The following is a 15,757-nucleotide window of genomic DNA, read 5'->3' as shown; positions in this document are numbered from 1 at the left end:
TTAGTTACTGGCGCTGTTAGTTAATGGCACAGCGGGCATAGGTGCACAGCGCTGTCATAGCGCGGGCATCCAGCAAATTCACTTTGCCATCTTTGTTAAAGTCGTAGATCAGCGGTAACACGGCGCCGCTACGCAGCAGGTTGTTAAACAGTGTGATATCTTGGTTGTCGACATCACCGTCTTTATCAAAGTCGGCAGGGTTGTCGGTTTTCAGTGCCAGTTCAATCACCACAGGATCATGGTCAGAAGAACGGAACTGTGTTGGCTGGTACAAGTCGTTTTGTTGTTGCAGCGTTTTGTTTTCAACGTTGTAGTCGAACAAAATAGGCTCGTCAGCATTGATGTGCCATTCAGTGGCATAAGTCACCTGAGAAGACAGATTTGTGCTGGCCAGTGCGTGGTCTAAATAACCACTTTCACCGCTGAACACATAACCATATCCATGGCTGCCCTGATATTTACCTACTAAGTCGATAAACCCATTGCTGACAAAAGCGTGGATTGGATCTTCTTTGGCGTAAGAGTTTAAGTCACCAATCACCAGCACGTCTTTATCAGCAGAGCCGGTTGGGTTGGTGGCAAGCCAGGCCATCAGCTCGGTTGCAGCCTGCACCCGGGTTGCATTCCAGCAGCTTTGACCGTCTTTCAGGTCGCGATCCGGACTGGTGGTGCCGCTTGGGCAACTGCCTTTGGATTTAAAGTGGTTCACGGCCAGGGTAAAAACTTCGTTGTTGGCCAGTTGTTTAAAACTTTGCACCAGCGGTTGACGGTTGCCACGGGCAAACACACCACTGCTGGTCGTCACAGCTGCACCCAACGGCGCTACTTTGGCGGTTTTGTAAATCAAGCCAACGGCAATTTCGTCAGTACCTAACTGAGTTAAACCAGGAACCTGCACAAACTGATACACAGTGCCACCCATGCGCTGATTCAGTTTGCTGACTAAATCCACAATAGCGCTGCTGCTGCCATAACCGTCGTTTTCAATTTCCATCAAACCAACGACATCGGCATCCAATGCGGCCAGGGCGGCAATCACTTTGTCAGATTGACGTTCAAACTCGGCAAAAGAACTGGCACCCCGTGATGTTGGGAAACCAGCACCTGCGCCGTCACCGTTAAAATAATTCAGCACGTTAAAGCTGGCGACTTTTAAAGTGCCGGTATTTTTCAGCGGCGCTTGTTCGGTGCGTGGGTTGGTGGTTAACAGTTGAGGGGCGCTGGTTGGCAATAAACGCCAGGCGCTGAAACTGTAATCCAGGGTGCCACGCAGATTGCTAAAGCTGTCACCACTACGTACCGGGTTTTGCATCGTCAGGCCAGGCGCAGGGTAAATGATGTTGGCCGGGTTTTTACCGTTTTGCAGGTCATCCAGCACAATTTTATTCCGGCGGTTTTGGTCGCTCAGTGCTACAGCTTCGGCGCTGCCAGGACGATACAGATTGGTCGGGGTGAATAACCGCTCAGATGCTAAGGTCAGCTCACCGTAAGTGCCAAGGTTGTAAGTATCAACCACAGTGAGGCTCTGGCTGAACTCCACCTGCATACTTTCCATGCTTTCCCACAGGTTCAGGTCGCTGACAGGTAAAGTCACATTCAGCGCAGCAATGGTTTCACCTACACCACAGTCGCGCAGGGCAGTGCTGCGTTTTAATTGGGTTTTAGTGAAAAACTCTTCGACGACACCCTGCACCCGGATTTTCTGGCCAGGTTGTGGATAGTCAGTGACGCCGCTGTTGTAGATAAAAATAGCTTCAGAAGTGTTGGCATCAGCGTCCTGATCTGCTGTTTCTTCCTGCACAAAAAAGCCGTTTGCCGTTGGCAGAATTTGGGTGACGACAGCTTCAACCACGTGAGTTTTGCCCACTTCTGGCGAAACAGCTGTGGCGCCCTGGATCAGGCTGATTTTTGTGGCAGCGTCACCACAGTTGCCTAAACTTGGGGTTGGTACCGGTTCTTCCGGTTCTGGTTCTGTACCACCGCCGGAGCCACCTGCATGGCTACCCAGGTTGCTGTAGGTGTTGACCGGAAAGCCATCCCATTCCAGCGCCGGGTCAAAAGCGTCGTCGGCAATAGTGTCGCCTTTGCCAATACTGCTTTTACGCACAAGGGTGGTATCCAGTGTTTTCACTGTGCTGCCCCAGCTGGTGCCAGGGTCAACACCAATCTGGCCAATCACATCCAGTAAGGTGCTGCCTTTGTATAAAGCAACGGCGTCGTCACCGTTAAAGTTGCCCGAGCCTAAAGTCAGGCTGGCCGAGGTTTGTTTGTCTTTCAGTGCCTGTTCTGCACTGGTATCCACCAGTACCAGCACCGATTTTGCAGCCACCTGGCCAGACAAGTTAATGGTTTTGCCGGCAGTGACAGCCCCATTGGAAAACACTTTGATGGAATAACCGGATAAATCCAGTGGGGTGTCGGCCGGGTTATAAATTTCCAGCGCTTTATTGTTTGACGTGCCTTCGACATATTCCGAAAAAAACGGTTCTGCCTGAAGTGCCGGTGCCAATAACGCCGGCAGCAGGAGCATTTTAATGTTCATAGGGTTTCCATGACTGAATTGTTGGAGTTGGCTGTTGTTAATATTTTTTATTTTTTTGTCAGCAAAGTTGCGCAAAAAAACATTACTTTTTATTTAGCCGCTGCACGTTAGAGAATATTTGTGACAATTTCAATAAAGCCTAATGAATCTTTTTAAAACCTTTACATGTTTTTGTAAAATAAACTGACAGTGAAAGAGGTAAATTGTTGATTTACTGGACGGATCAGTTGCTGAAAAAATATTAAATTTTTTTTCGTGCTGTCCCGTTCAGATCAAGCTTTGTGTGTTGCTGCAATTGGCAGAACAGCCTGGCTCCGCTAAGCTGGAGCAACCAGACATAAGGGATTGATGATGAAGCTAATTTGTGCCGTTTTAGCGCTGAGTTTGCTGGCGATGCCGCTGCGGTCTGTTGCCGCTGGCGCAGCCAAAAACGGTCCTTGCGCTCAGGTAAAAGGCCGGCCTTGTATAGCGCTGGTGCTGGGAGGTGGTGGCGCCCGCGGTGGTGCCCATGTAGGGGTGCTGAAACAGCTGGAAAAACAACAGGTGCCGGTCGACTTGATTGTCGGCACCAGTATCGGCGCTTATGTCGGCGGTTTATATGCCCTGGGCCACAGCCCGCAAGCCATTGAACAAATGTTGCTTGAGACCAACTGGAGTCAGGGTTTTCGCGACAGGGTAGAGCGGGATGAAATGCCGATGCGACGCAAGCAGCAACGGGATGATTTTCCAATCAATCTGGATTTAGGGCTGGATGGGTCTGGCCTGAAGTTACCCAAAGGTGTGCTGCATGGTCAGGCGATGGCGGAGCTGATCCGCCATGCTTATGGCGTGGTGCCTGAACTTCACAGTTTTGACGCGCTGGCTATTCCCTTTCGCGCCGTCGCCACCAATCTGGTGAACAGAGAGGCAGTGGTGCTTGGCAGCGGCAGTTTGTTACAGGCGGTGCAGGCCTCAATGTCGATCCCTGGTGTGGTGAGACCGCTGGAACTGGGTGGCATCTCTTTGGTGGATGGCGGGGTGGCCAACAACCTGCCGGTCAGTGTGGCAAAACAACTTGGCGCCGACAAAATTATTGCTGTGGCTATAGATGCACCTTTGCTGGAGCAACATCAGCTCAATAGCGCCATGGCTATTACCGAACAACTCACCAGTTTTTTAGTGCGGGAAGCGGTAGAGCGGCAGCTGGCGCTACTGGCACCTGGCGATATTTTGCTCAAACCCAAGGTGGAACAAATTGGCACCCTGGAGTTTGGCCGCATGGCTGAAGCTATTCGTGCTGGCGATAGGGTGGCCGTTGCTACTGCTGATGCTTTTGCCGCCCTGAGCCAGCCAGAGCTTTATGCACTCTGGCAGCAGCAACACAGGGCGCGCCGTCACAGCGAGCTGCAATTAAGCAAAGTGCAGCTGGATAACCAAACCAGCCTGGCTGATGAGGTGTTATTAAAACGGCTGAATTTAACGCCTGGCCAGCAACTGACGCCGGATGAACTGAATCAGGCACTGCGCCGTGTTTATGGTCTGGATACGCTGGAGCGGGTGAGTTCCAGTCTGAGCCGAGGCGAAGATGCAGAGCAACTGTTAAAAGTGCAGGCGCTGGAAAAAAGTTGGGGGCCGGCTTATCTGAACTTCCGGCTGCAGCTCGAGGATGATTTTCGCAATACCCACAATTACCAGCTGGCGGCCTCTTATTTGTGGACCGGCTTGTCAGCTTACGGCGCTGAGTGGCAAACCGATATTGCCCTTGGCACCGATAAAAACCTGCACACCGAATTATATTGGCCCTGGGGGGCTTCGGGGTTTTACAGTGCAGCCAGACTGGCGCAGCAGCGCACTGTATTGGGGTTAGAGGATGACCAGGGCCTGTCGGATGGTGAACTCAGTAACTCAGAGTTATTGCTGGCCACAGACTTTGGTTATGAGTTGTCTGATCACAGCAGATTCAGCCTGGGCTTGCTGCAGGAAGATGGCCAATACCGTTTGCCGGGCAGCGTCGCGGCAGAACTTGGTTTTGGTGCTTTTTCTTATTTGCGCCGCGGTGTGGCCGGCAGTTATGCCTGGGATAACCTCGACAGCATTAGTTTTCCAAACCGGGGTATCAGGTTTGAAGCCACAGTGCAGCGGATGCAGGACAATGTGTTAGACAGCCGCAGCCACAGTGTCAGCTCTCTGTTGCATCTGCAGGGGGCAAGACGGTTTGGTGCCCACGTGCTTCGCAGCAGGCTACGCTGGGACACTTTTAACGGTGATGCCGGTGTGCTGGCGCTGGAGCAATATTCACTGGGGGGGTTGTTTAATTTATCCGGTTATCCCAAAGCTTATTTATTTGGCTCTGAAGTACGTTTTGGCAGCCTGATGTATTTGTATCAGATCAGTGACAGCAAATTCAGCTTTTTTAATGCACCTTTTTACCTGGGCGCATCGCTGGAGCGCGGCGCTGTGTATCAGCCACGTTTTAGCCGGGCCACAGCCACCAATTCAGGCGACTGGATCTGGGCCGGCAGTGTGTTTGCCGGCTGGGACAGTCCTTTTGGGCCTTTGTATCTGGGATATGGGCTGGCGCAGGCCAGCACAGAGCAGCAGCCCTATCGTTTTTATTTGTCGCTTGGCCAGAGTTTTTAACAGGCCAAAGGAGCCATTATGCAACAGGTGATGCTGGCGCTGGATCAGGGCACTTCGTCCAGCCGCGCTTTGTTATTTAATCAGCAAGGCCAGGTGCTGGCCGAAGCGCAGCAGGAACTGAACTGCCAATACCCGCACCAAGGTTGGGTGGAGCAGGATGCTGAGCACATCTGGTTGTCGGTGCTCAAAGTCTGCCGTGATGTCCTGAAACAGGCACAGCAACAGCAATTGCAGGTGGCAGGCATAGGCATCAGCAATCAGCGTGAAACGACCGTCGCCTGGCACAAAAGCACGGGCGAAGTGTTGGCTCCGGCCATTGTCTGGCAAGACAGGCGCACCGCTGCTTATTGTGCCGAGCTGAAAGCGCAGGGCCATGCGGCGCTGGTACGGCAAAAAACCGGCCTGGAGCTGGACCCTTATTTTTCGGCCAGTAAAATCCACTGGTTACTGCAAAACCACCAGGCGGTGGCTGAGGCTGCGGCGGCCGGCGCGCTTTGTGTGGGCACCATCGACAGTTTTTTAGTCTGGCGGCTGACCGGCGGTACTGTGCATGCCACCGACAGCAGCAATGCCAGCCGCACTATGTTGTTTAATATTCACAGTTTGCAGTGGGATCAGGACCTGCTGAGCCTGTTTCAGGTGCCGGCCAATTGTTTGCCGCAGGTCAAACAAAGCGCTGATTTTTATGGGCTTTGTGCAGAGGCCATATTTGGTCATGCTATACCTGTGCTGGCGCTGGCTGGTGATCAGCAGGCTGCAGCTATCGGCCAGGGGTGTGTCAGCGCTGGTTCGTTAAAAAGTACCTATGGCACCGGCTGTTTTGCCCTGCTAAACACCGGGGAAAAACCGCTGTATTCGTCGAATAACCTTTTGACCACAGTGGCCTGCACAGTGCAGGGCCAGACTTTGTATGCGCTGGAAGGCGCTATTTTTGTCGCCGGTGCTGCGGTGAAATGGCTGCGGGATCAGCTTGGTGTGATCCAGTGTGCCAGCGAAACTGAAACTCTGGCTGCCGGGCTTCTGGATAACGGCGGTGTGTATTTAGTGCCGGCTTTTACCGGTTTGGCCGCGCCGCACTGGCGCGCTGATGTGCGGGCCGCTGTGCTTGGCATGACCTTTGGCGCCGGCAAAGCACAGCTGGCACGTGCTGCGCTGGAGGCCGTGGTGTATCAGACTGTTGATTTATTAGCGGCGATGCAGGCGGATGGCGCCCGCATCACAGCGTTGAAAATTGATGGTGGCATGGTGGTCAACAACTGGTTCTGCCAGTATCTGGCTGATTTATTAAATCTGCCGGTGCTGCGTCCGGCCACCACTGAATCTTCTGCTTATGGTGTGGCGCTGCTGGCGGGCATCAGTTATGGCTGGTATCCGGATTTAGCGGCAACAGCGCAGTGCTTAGATACAGCGCAGCGCTCAGATACAGCACAGCGTTTTGAACCCCGGATGGACGACGCACAGCGTGCTGCACTGCTGAAAGGCTGGCATCAGGCCGTAGCTCAGGTGCTGGCATGTTAAAAAAATACCTGCAGCACATTAAAGAAGGCAAGGCAGTGCATTACAGCAAGTTGCTGCAGTTGCTGCCGCCTGGTTTTTATCAAAGGCGCAGTGAGCTTTTTAAAGTGAAGGTAACAGGGGCAGGCAAATGGCAGGTGACAGTGCTGGATCAGGCGCTGTTCGAGCAGTTATGGCAAAGTGCCCTGGCGCCACAGGACAGACAAACCGCCAGTTTGCAGGGCAATTCACATCAGGCAGTCACTTCTTATTGTTATCTGTTGCTGTACCATAATGCTTTGCCTGATGTCAGGCCGGATCTGGTGCTGGCGAGCACAGAACAAAACGGCGCTGTGCGTGTAACCCAGGCCTATCAGCCCAAGACCAAACTGTTATTGATTGAAAATGAAGAAAACTTTTTCTGTTACCCCAAGGTGCTGCAGCTCGCCACTCAGATGCTGGCACAGCCTTTTCGTCTGGATAACTGTGATGTGGCGCTGGCGGCCGGCTCCCGTATTGGCTCTGCGCTGTTAACCGACTGGTTGATGCAATACCGGGAGATTTATTGTGCTTTTGATTTTGATGCGGCCGGCCTTGAGGTATTTGACAGCCTGCAGAAAAAATACGGTGACAAAGTGCAGTTTGTGGTGGCGCCCGATTTAACGCCCTGGCTTAGCGGCTTTAAATGTCTGCCAAAACAACAAAGCCATCTGGATAAAGCGATACAGCTTGCAGCCAAACATCGTTTATTCGGGTTGGAAGCGGCTTTTAGCCAGACAAAACATTTTCTGGAGCAGGAAGTATTGCTGGCCGGCGTGTAGTGCTGCTGCCTGACAGTATGTAGCAACAGCAACAATAAAGGCAGCCATTGGCTGCCTTTATTGTTGGTGAAATGATGCTGCTTATTGCAAACTTTGCCGCACCTCTGCCACCTGTGCTCTTAAACTTTGTTGCAGCTCAGGCGGTAATTGCAGCTGACGCGCCAACTCCTGCAAATAAGATTTTTCCATAAAGTTTTCTTCATCCACCACCAGCACACTGGCTAAAAACATTTCGCTGGCCATAGCCTCGTCTGTGGCATAACGGGCAATCTCGGCCGGATCCAAGGGTTTTTGCAGCTCAGCATCAAACCATTGTGTGATGCTGTTGTCATTGCTGATTTTGGCAATTTCACCGTCGATCAGCTGGCGCTCTTTGGCGTCTATATGACCATCAGCTTTGGCGGCTGCAATCAGCGCCACCAGAATGGCTTTGCTATGGGCTTCCTGCGCCGGTGCCGGCAATTGTGCCAGCGGCTGCGCCGGGTTGGCGGACTGGGCTGTTGTGCCCTGTTGCTGCTGGTAATTTTGATACGCCTTAAAGGCCAGAGCGCCCAAAGCGGCCAGTCCGCCATAGGTCAGCACTTTGCCGCCCATTTTACGGCCACTTTTACTGCCAAGTAATAAACCCAAAGCTCCACCGGCCAGCGCCGCGCCCCCTTTGCCCGACAATAAAGACGACAACTGCGAGCCGATATCGCTGCCTGACTGCTGCTGTGCACCGTAAGATGAAGAGTGTTGTGAGGATGAGTGGCCATATCCCTGCTGGCCGCTGCTTTTGCCTTGCACTAGGTCGCTGCCGGAACCTAATAATTGATTTAACAGGCTTTTCATATTCATAGAAGCTCCTTGCCAATGTGCCGCAGCGCGCCACAAATGGCAAAGGCTGCTGGTTGATGTGCAGCCAGCTTAACGGTCAATTGTTAAACAGGGCAAGTTTTTACCACAATTGGGCTGTATCAGAATGTAACAAGGTTTTGTGCTGTGATGGCTAAGGAGAGCTAAGGCTGACACTGAAGCCAAGAGTGCTGCCTGTTTCCGGCAAAGTTTTTAGTGAGTTAATCCTTACGAAACCAGCCGGCAATGCTGTAACGCAAAGCTTTGGCCGGTAACACCTGATGCGGGAATCTTTCGCTTTCAAACATCACCAATAAACCGGCTTGTGGCAATACCCGCTGCAGTTCGGTGTTGTTTTCATCATAAATCACCAGCTCGCCGCCTTCGGCCACAGAGTTTAAATACAGTACTGTGGTCAGCACTCTGTTGGATCGGCCACGAAAAGCGTCCAGATGGGTTTGGTAAAAGTCGCCAATCTGGTAACGGGCAAAATGACATTCGTGGTGGGTCAGGCCTAAAAAACACTGCCGGTTCATTTGAGTTTGCAGTGCCTGCATCAGCGCCAGATATTGTTGTTGTGCATCGGTGCTGCCATCGAGCCAGGCGGTCTGGTCGCGGCGTATTTCGGTGTTTTGTTGAAGAGCTCCGGCTCTGCCAACTCCTGCTGCGGTTAAATCCTGCCGCTTAGAAACCTCTTCCAGCAGCGCCTGGCATAACTGAGCCGGAATAGCCTGTGGCAATATCGCCAGCCCATGCTGGTAAAAATCCGGCATGATGTCGCTTATCCAGTCCTGGCGGGTTGGCCAGTCAAACACTGCTGTGCTCATCAGAGACTCCATACAGACAAACTGCAAACAGGGAACAAATTCAAGCGGCGTTTTACAAAGTTGCCCCGGCGCTGTCAAGCAGTCTTCGGAGGTAGCAGTGTGACTCAGCAGCTAACCAGAGATTTCAGGCCGACAATAAGTGCCGAAGCCAGGGTTTGAGAGCCAGCAGCAGCTCGTGGCGCGACAGCTGCGGGTTGAGCACTGCCCGCACCAATAAACCGTTAAACACCGAGGATAACAACTCCAGCCGGGCTTCTACTTCATGATCGGGCAGGCTGCGCAACGTGCCTTCAGGCCCGGTCAGCAGCGCTTTAATTTGTGCCCGTGCGCTTTGGTCGGCATGACGCAACAAAGCTGCGACTTTGTCGTTACGTGCAGCTTCCGATAACATTTCCAGCTGCAAAGCTGAATAGGCGGGATTGAGGTTTTTCTCCACGCCATGGTCGGCGCCATCCACCAAAGCATCCAGCAAATCACCCTCCAGCTGGGCAAAAGCGCTTAACATTGAAAACATCTCAGCCATGTTCTGCGCCACTATGGCTTCGATAATGGCTTCTTTATTCACAAAATAATTGTAAATATGGCCCGGGCTCATGCCCGCGGTTTTGGAAATTTCCGCCATACCGGCGCCATGGTAACCACGGCGGCGGAAACAATCGGCGGCTGCCGTCAGTACTTGTTGCCTCCTGGCTTCGGCCTGGGCCGGATCCTGATGTTTTTTTGTTTTAGTATTCATAAGCACTCCAAAACAAACGGCAGCTGGGGCTGCCGTTGTAAGTTGCCGGGATTATCAGGCTTTGTTTGGGGTTTGCGCCAGTGTTTTTACAGCTGTTTCGTCCGCTGCCTCTTCGGTTGTCCTTTCAGTTGAAGGAAGCTGCGGGAACACTCTGCCAATCAACACATAAAACAGCGGCACAAAAAGCACCGCCAGAATGGCGGAGGCCAACATACCGCCAATGACGCTGCTGCCGAGCGCATTTTGGGCACCTGAGCCTGCGCTGGACGCTGTTGCCAGCGGCAGTACGCCAAAAATAAAAGCAAAAGACGTCATTAAAATAGGTCTAAGCCGCAAGCGCACAGCAGCAATAGCGGCGTCACTTAAAGACATGCCTTGTTGTAAAGCACCTTTGGCAAACTCAACAATTAAAATAGCGTTTTTGGCGGCCAAACCCATAGTCGTTAATAAACCCACCTGGAAATAAATATCGTTGGACAGTTTCAGCAGCGTTGAGGCCAGCAAAGCACCAAAAATACCCAGCGGCACCACGGCCATCACGGCAGCGGGGATGGACCAGCTTTCATATAAAGCGGCCAGACTCAAAAACACCACCAGTAAACTGAGTGCATAGAGCATAGGTGCCTGGTCGCCGGTCATCCGTTCCTGATACGACATGCCTGTCCATTCAAAACCAACACCTGGCGGCAGTTTGGCTATTAACTCTTCCATTGCCAACATGGCTTCCCCTGTACTAAATCCCGGGCCTGCCATGCCCTGAATTTCCATCGATGGCATGCCGTTATAACGCTCAAGCCGTGGCGAGCCATAACTCCAGTGTGCGCTGGCAAAAGCGGTAAAAGGCACCATCTCGCCCGTGCTGTTACGCACATACCACTTGGCTACATCTTCCGGCACCATCCGGGCTTTGGCATCGCCTTGCACAAACACCTTTTTCACCCGACCTTTGTCAATAAAATCATTGACATAACTTGCACCCCAGCCGGTTTGGATGGTCTGGTTAATATCGGTCTGACTGACGCCTAAGGCACCGGCTTTGGCGAGGTTTATATCAAGTTTCAGCTCTGGGGTGTCTTCCTGACCATTAGGCCGCACGGCCATCAGGCGTTTCTCCTGTGCGGCCATGCCCAATAACTGGTTACGGGCGGCCAATAAACCTTCGTGGCCTAAGTTGGCTCTGTCTTGCAGGTGCAGGTTAAAACCATTGGCGGTGCCAAGCTCAACCACGGCTGGCGGCGCAAAAGCAAACACCATAGCGTCTTTGATTTGGCTAAAAGCACCCATGGCTTTGCTGCTGACGGCTTTGACGGTGAGGTCAGGCCGCTGGCGCTCGTCCCAATGTTTTAAATTGACAAAACCAATGGCGGCGTTCTGACCACGGCCGGCAAAACTAAAACCACTGACCGAAAACACCGACTTCACCGCTTCTTTTTGCTCCACCAAAAAGTGTTGTTCCACTTGCTTCACCACTTCCAGTGTACGTTCACTGGTGGCACCTGCCGGTAGCACAATCTGGTTAAATAAAATACCCTGGTCTTCGTCCGGTAAAAAGGCCGAAGGTAAACGTAACATCAGCAGCACCATGCCACCGACAATCAGACCGTACAGCAATAAATAGCGTTTGGGCTGGGTGATCATGCGTCGGGCAATCGACTGGGTTTTGTTGTTGGTGGCATCAAAACCACGGTTAAACCCGGAGAAAAACTGACCCAGCATACCGCCGCCGCTATGGCCGGACGGTTTAAGCATAGTGGCGCAAAGTGCCGGTGTTAACACTAAAGCCACCAACACCGACAGTGCCATAGCCGACACCAGCGTGATAGAAAACTGGCGGTAAATCACACCGGTAGAACCACCAAAAAACGCCATAGGCACAAAAACTGCCGACAACACCAGCGCAATACCCACCAGAGCGCCGGTTATTTCATCCATCGATTTACGGGTGGCATCGCGGGCCGATAAACCTTCTTCGGTCATCACCCGTTCGACGTTTTCCACCACGACAATAGCGTCATCGACCAGCAAACCTATCGCCAGCACCATGGCAAACATCGTCAGGGTATTAATGGAATAACCAAACACCGATAACACGGCAAAGGTGCCGAGCAATACCACAGGCACCGCAATAGTAGGAATTAACGTAGCGCGAAAGTTCTGTAAAAACAGATACATCACTAAAAACACCAGCACGACGGCTTCAATTAAGGTGTGCACTACTTTTTCAATAGAGATTTTGACAAAAGGCGTGGTATCAAAAGGCACCACCGCCTGTAAACCGGCCGGAAAATAGGGCTGCATATTGGCGATGGCTTCTTTTACACCATCGGCGGTATCCAGTGCATTGGCACCACTGGCGAGTTTTACACCCAAACCAATGGCCGGTTTACCGTTATAACGGGCTGACACTTCATAAGTTTCACCACCCAGTTCAATACGGGCCACATCTGACAGTTTCACCGCTGAACCATCGGCATTAATGCGCAGCAAAATATTGCCAAACTGCTCTGTGCTTTGCAGCCGGCTTTGTGCTGTCATAGAAGCATTCAGCTGCTGGCCTGCTGCTGCCGGTAAACCACCGAGCTGACCGGCTGATACCTGGGCATTTTGCGCCAAAATAGCAGTGTTGATATCAGATGGGTTCAGTTTGTAATTGGCAAGTTTGGCCGGATCTAACCAGATGCGCATGGCATATTGGGTGCCAAACATCTGCACTTCACCGACACCTTCCACCCTGGCGATAATGTCCTGCACATTGGCTGAGACATAGTCACCAATATCGATGTTGTTCATGCTGCCATCTTCTGACACAAAACCCATCACCAGCAGGAAGTTGCGGGCAGATTTTGCCACCTGCACGCCCTGACGCTGTACTTCTTGTGGCAATAACGGTGTGGCCAGCGCCAGTTTATTCTGCACCTGCACCTGGGCAATGTCCGGGTTGGTGTCGGCGCTAAAGGTCAGGGTTAAAGTGGCGGTGCCACTGGATTCACTGGTCGATGACATATACAACAAGCCATCCAGACCTTTCATTTTTTGCTCAATGACCTGAGTCACACTGTCTTCCAGCGTTTTGGCCGAAGCGCCAGGGTAGCTGGCAGTAATGCTGATGGCTGGCGGTGCAATGGAAGGGTATTGCGCTATCGGCAGCGCTTTAATGGCGAGCACACCGGCCAGCATAATGACGATGGCAATGACCCAGGCAAAAATGGGCCTGTCGATAAAAAAGCGGCTCATAAGCTGGCTCCGTTGTTGCTGCCAGTACCGGCTGCTTTGGTTCCAGGTTCTGCAACAGCTGGCGCAGGGTTAAAAGGCACGGCTTTTACCGGCGAACCTGGCCGTACTTTTTGTAGTCCTTCAACGATCAGCCTGTCACCAGCGGCTAAACCTTCGTCAATCAACCATTTATCGCCGATGGTACGGCTGGTTGTTAATACTCTGAGTTCAGCTTTGCCCTCGTTATTCACTACCAGGGCTGTGGCCTCACCTTTGGCGTTGCGGCTGACCGCCCGTTGAGGTGCCAGAATAGCCGCTGTTTTAATGCCGCTATTGAGGGTGGCGCGCACATACATGCCCGGTAACAACAGCTGATTGGGGTTGGTAAATTGGGCGCGCAGTACCACAGAGCCCGTGCTTTCATCAACACTGACTTCTGCAAACTGTAACTGGCCCCGATGCGGATATAAGTTGCCATCTTCCAGCTTTAAACTCACTTCAGTGCCGGCAGCATTAAGCTGACCCGCAGCCAGCGCTTGTTTGAGTTGCAGCAGCTCTTTGCTCGATTGGGTAATTTCAATATAAACAGGATCCAGCGCCGTAATATTGGCCAGCGCCTCAGTCTGGCCAGAGTTCACCAGCGCACCGGCTGTGACAGTCGATTTGCCAATACGGCCGCTGATAGGTGCCAGCACCTTGCTATACGTCAGCTGCAAACTGGCTTGTTCAACACTGGCTTTGGCGGCCAGCACATCGGCTGCCGCTTGCTGTTCAAGTGCAATCACTTCATCAGTATCTTGCTGACTGACCAGTTTGTTTTTGCGTAAGTCTTTAAAACGGCTGGCTTTGGCACTGGCCTGCATCAGGTTGGCTTCGGCCTTGGCCAGCTGCGCTTTGGCGCTGTTGAGACTGCTTTGATAAGGGGCCGGGTCAATCTGATACAAAGTATCACCGGCTTTGACTTCACCACCTTCGGTAAAGTTACGCGACAAAATGATACCGCCAACCTGAGGACGGATTTGTGCTTGTGAAAAGGCATGGACTCGCCCCGGTAATTCGGTATTTAAGGTAACGGCCTCAGGCTGCAGTGTGAGCACTGCCACTTCAACGGCTGCCTGAGCGGCAGGCGTAGCTTGTTGTGATGCCGGCTGGCAGGCGCTTAGCAGCAGGGCGGCAGACAATAAAACCGGGGCAGGCAGGCCGCTGGCTAAGGCAAACAGGCGTTTCATGCAGGATCTCCAAACATAGAATGAACGATCATTCTATAGTTTGGTGTAACTAAAACGCAAGCCTGTGACTGACCATTGACCGGACTTGGCCGGTAGTTGGTCGTGTATCAGCGCAGTGTGGTGAATTAATCCGTAGTGACCACAAGCAGTTTTTCTTTATGAAAATCTAATAAAAACACAGATTTATTCTGTCAGAATTCAAAAGTTGTAACTCAGTGCTTTGGTGCGGAAATTTTTGGGCGTGGCCAGCGACTTTGTTATAGTGAGTTATCGGCTGCTGCTTTGCCTTGGGAACAATCAATACGGATGAATATTCTGGGCATTTTTTCTGGTCTGTTGGCATTTTGCTGTGCCTTGTTGACCATTCCGGCTGGTGCGGCGCAGCAACCCAATACAGCGGCTTCGGCAAAAAACCAGGCCCGGACTGTCATCTACGGCAGCCCTTTACTGAGCGCCGAACAAACAGCTCAGATGTATCCTTTTAAACTGCTGCAGGCAGCGCTTAAAGCCAGCGGTGGCAATTATCAGCTAAAACCCGCCAACCTCGATATGGTGCAGGGCAGGGTGCTGAAAGAAATTGAGCTTGGCAATGTTGATGTGTACTGGAGTATGACATCAGTGGATCGGGAGAAACGGTTGTTGCCGGTTCGGATCCCGCTGGATAAAGGTCTGAATGGCTGGCGTTTGTTGTTATTGGCTGCTGATCAGGCTGATATCGCCGAAGGTGTTCATAGTTTAAAAGGGCTGAAGCGGCTGAGTTTTTTGCAGGGCTACGACTGGCCCGACACTGAAATTTTGCGTTTTAATCAGTTAAAGGTGCTGACAGCGCCGCACCCGCAGCAGCTGTTTGATATGTTGGCGCGACATAGAGGCAATGCCTTTCCGCGTTCTGTTATTGAAATTGAGCATGAACAACAACACAACAGGCAAGGTTTTGTGGTCGAGCCAGATCTGGTGATCCGTTACCCTTCCGCTGTGTACTTTTTTCTGAATAAAACCGAATTGCAGCTGGCCGCTGATCTTGAGCGTGGTCTGCATATTTTGCGCAAAAACGGTCAGTTTGATCAGTTGTTTTCACAGCGTTATGGTGCGGCCATTCAAAAAGCCAGGTTGGAGCAGCGTCGTATCATCGAGCTGAAAAATCCGTTATTGCCGCCTGAAACACCGTTATCAGACCGCAGTTTATGGTATCAGCCGCCGCAGTCGGCAGTAGCACCGGCGAAGATGACTAAGCCTGATGTGAAGCATGCTGAAGTAACTGGGCCGGCAGCTATGTTACCAGCACAAAGCGAATAACCACCTTAACTGTCATCATAGTTCTTCACTGTGTGGCTGTTGGCTGTTGGCTGTAAGGCCCTTGATAGGGCACGTCTTAAATTTGTCATCAAAAAGCCATAAAAATGTCAGCATCAATCCGCAGAATAAGGACAAGTACAGTGCGC

The 15,757-nt window shown here is 52.0% G+C and carries 10 protein-coding genes; 4 read left to right on the top strand and 6 right to left on the bottom strand.

Going from position 1 to position 15,757, the window contains the following annotated elements; all coding sequences use genetic code 11:
• Window positions 1–16 precede the first annotated feature (16 nt).
• Window positions 17–2,542, bottom strand: coding sequence for an ExeM/NucH family extracellular endonuclease (locus tag V7P87_RS00810; protein ID WP_333795725.1), 2,526 nt, complete (start codon window positions 2,540–2,542; stop codon window positions 17–19).
• Between the two features lie 351 nt (window positions 2,543–2,893).
• On the opposite strand from V7P87_RS00810, the gene V7P87_RS00805 reads away from it, so the two are divergent.
• The 3 genes from V7P87_RS00805 to V7P87_RS00795 are packed head-to-tail and all read left to right on the top strand — an operon-like array spanning window position 2,894 to window position 7,476.
• A complete protein-coding gene (locus tag V7P87_RS00805) occupies window positions 2,894–5,161 on the top strand; it encodes a patatin-like phospholipase family protein (RefSeq protein WP_333795724.1) in 2,268 nt (755 codons plus the stop codon).
• A gap of 18 nt (window positions 5,162–5,179) precedes the next feature.
• Window positions 5,180–6,679 carry a glycerol kinase GlpK gene (glpK, locus tag V7P87_RS00800; protein WP_333795723.1) on the top strand — a complete coding sequence of 500 codons (1,500 nt, stop codon included), beginning with the start codon at window positions 5,180–5,182 and terminating at the stop codon, window positions 6,677–6,679.
• The gene (locus tag V7P87_RS00795) at window positions 6,673–7,476 is read left to right on the top strand and encodes a hypothetical protein (protein ID WP_333795722.1); all 804 of its coding nucleotides are present in this window, start codon (window positions 6,673–6,675) and stop codon (window positions 7,474–7,476) included. The genes glpK and V7P87_RS00795 overlap by 7 nt, the downstream gene beginning before the upstream one ends.
• An 81-nt stretch (window positions 7,477–7,557) precedes the next feature.
• Here the strand turns inward: V7P87_RS00795 and V7P87_RS00790 are convergent, their stop codons facing one another.
• From V7P87_RS00790 to V7P87_RS00770, 5 genes are all read right to left on the bottom strand, one after another.
• Complete coding sequence (locus tag V7P87_RS00790) at window positions 7,558–8,313, bottom strand: tellurite resistance TerB family protein (protein ID WP_333795721.1); 756 nt, start codon at window positions 8,311–8,313, stop codon at window positions 7,558–7,560.
• A gap of 218 nt (window positions 8,314–8,531) precedes the next feature.
• Window positions 8,532–9,137, bottom strand: coding sequence for a 2OG-Fe(II) oxygenase (locus V7P87_RS00785; RefSeq protein WP_333795720.1), 606 nt, complete (start codon window positions 9,135–9,137; stop codon window positions 8,532–8,534).
• A 124-nt stretch (window positions 9,138–9,261) separates the two neighbouring features.
• On the bottom strand, window positions 9,262–9,873 hold the full coding sequence (locus V7P87_RS00780) for a TetR/AcrR family transcriptional regulator (RefSeq protein WP_333795719.1): 612 nt from the start codon (window positions 9,871–9,873) through the stop codon (window positions 9,262–9,264).
• Between the two features lie 54 nt (window positions 9,874–9,927).
• Window positions 9,928–13,107, bottom strand: a complete 3,180-nt coding sequence (locus V7P87_RS00775) for an efflux RND transporter permease subunit (RefSeq protein WP_333795718.1) — start codon at window positions 13,105–13,107, stop codon at window positions 9,928–9,930.
• A complete protein-coding gene (locus V7P87_RS00770; protein ID WP_333795717.1) occupies window positions 13,104–14,315 on the bottom strand; it encodes an efflux RND transporter periplasmic adaptor subunit in 1,212 nt (403 codons plus the stop codon). The genes V7P87_RS00775 and V7P87_RS00770 overlap by 4 nt, the downstream gene beginning before the upstream one ends.
• Before the next feature lie 306 nt (window positions 14,316–14,621).
• Between V7P87_RS00770 and V7P87_RS00765 the strand changes: the two genes are divergently transcribed.
• On the top strand, window positions 14,622–15,611 hold the full coding sequence (locus tag V7P87_RS00765) for a hypothetical protein (RefSeq protein ID WP_333795716.1): 990 nt from the start codon (window positions 14,622–14,624) through the stop codon (window positions 15,609–15,611).
• Window positions 15,612–15,757: the final 146 nt, after the last annotated feature.

It is taken from the genome of Rheinheimera sp., assembly GCF_036782235.1.
Classification (GTDB): domain Bacteria; phylum Pseudomonadota; class Gammaproteobacteria; order Enterobacterales; family Alteromonadaceae; genus Pararheinheimera.
The sequence above is the reverse complement of the archived record's forward strand: the minus strand, read 5'-3'. Positions and strand labels throughout refer to the sequence as shown.

What these genes read in the sequence shown, in the direction of transcription:
- V7P87_RS00810 (WP_333795725.1), bottom strand. Translation starts at nt 2,542, where the DNA reads ATGAACATTAAAATGCTCCTGCTGCCGGCGTTATTGGCACCGGCACTT.
- V7P87_RS00805 (WP_333795724.1), top strand. Translation starts at nt 2,894, where the DNA reads ATGAAGCTAATTTGTGCCGTTTTAGCGCTGAGTTTGCTGGCGATGCCG.
- glpK (WP_333795723.1), top strand. Translation starts at nt 5,180, where the DNA reads ATGCAACAGGTGATGCTGGCGCTGGATCAGGGCACTTCGTCCAGCCGC.
- V7P87_RS00795 (WP_333795722.1), top strand. Translation starts at nt 6,673, where the DNA reads ATGTTAAAAAAATACCTGCAGCACATTAAAGAAGGCAAGGCAGTGCAT.
- V7P87_RS00790 (WP_333795721.1), bottom strand. Translation starts at nt 8,313, where the DNA reads ATGAATATGAAAAGCCTGTTAAATCAATTATTAGGTTCCGGCAGCGAC.
- V7P87_RS00785 (WP_333795720.1), bottom strand. Translation starts at nt 9,137, where the DNA reads ATGAGCACAGCAGTGTTTGACTGGCCAACCCGCCAGGACTGGATAAGC.
- V7P87_RS00780 (WP_333795719.1), bottom strand. Translation starts at nt 9,873, where the DNA reads ATGAATACTAAAACAAAAAAACATCAGGATCCGGCCCAGGCCGAAGCC.
- V7P87_RS00775 (WP_333795718.1), bottom strand. Translation starts at nt 13,107, where the DNA reads ATGAGCCGCTTTTTTATCGACAGGCCCATTTTTGCCTGGGTCATTGCC.
- V7P87_RS00770 (WP_333795717.1), bottom strand. Translation starts at nt 14,315, where the DNA reads ATGAAACGCCTGTTTGCCTTAGCCAGCGGCCTGCCTGCCCCGGTTTTA.
- V7P87_RS00765 (WP_333795716.1), top strand. Translation starts at nt 14,622, where the DNA reads ATGAATATTCTGGGCATTTTTTCTGGTCTGTTGGCATTTTGCTGTGCC.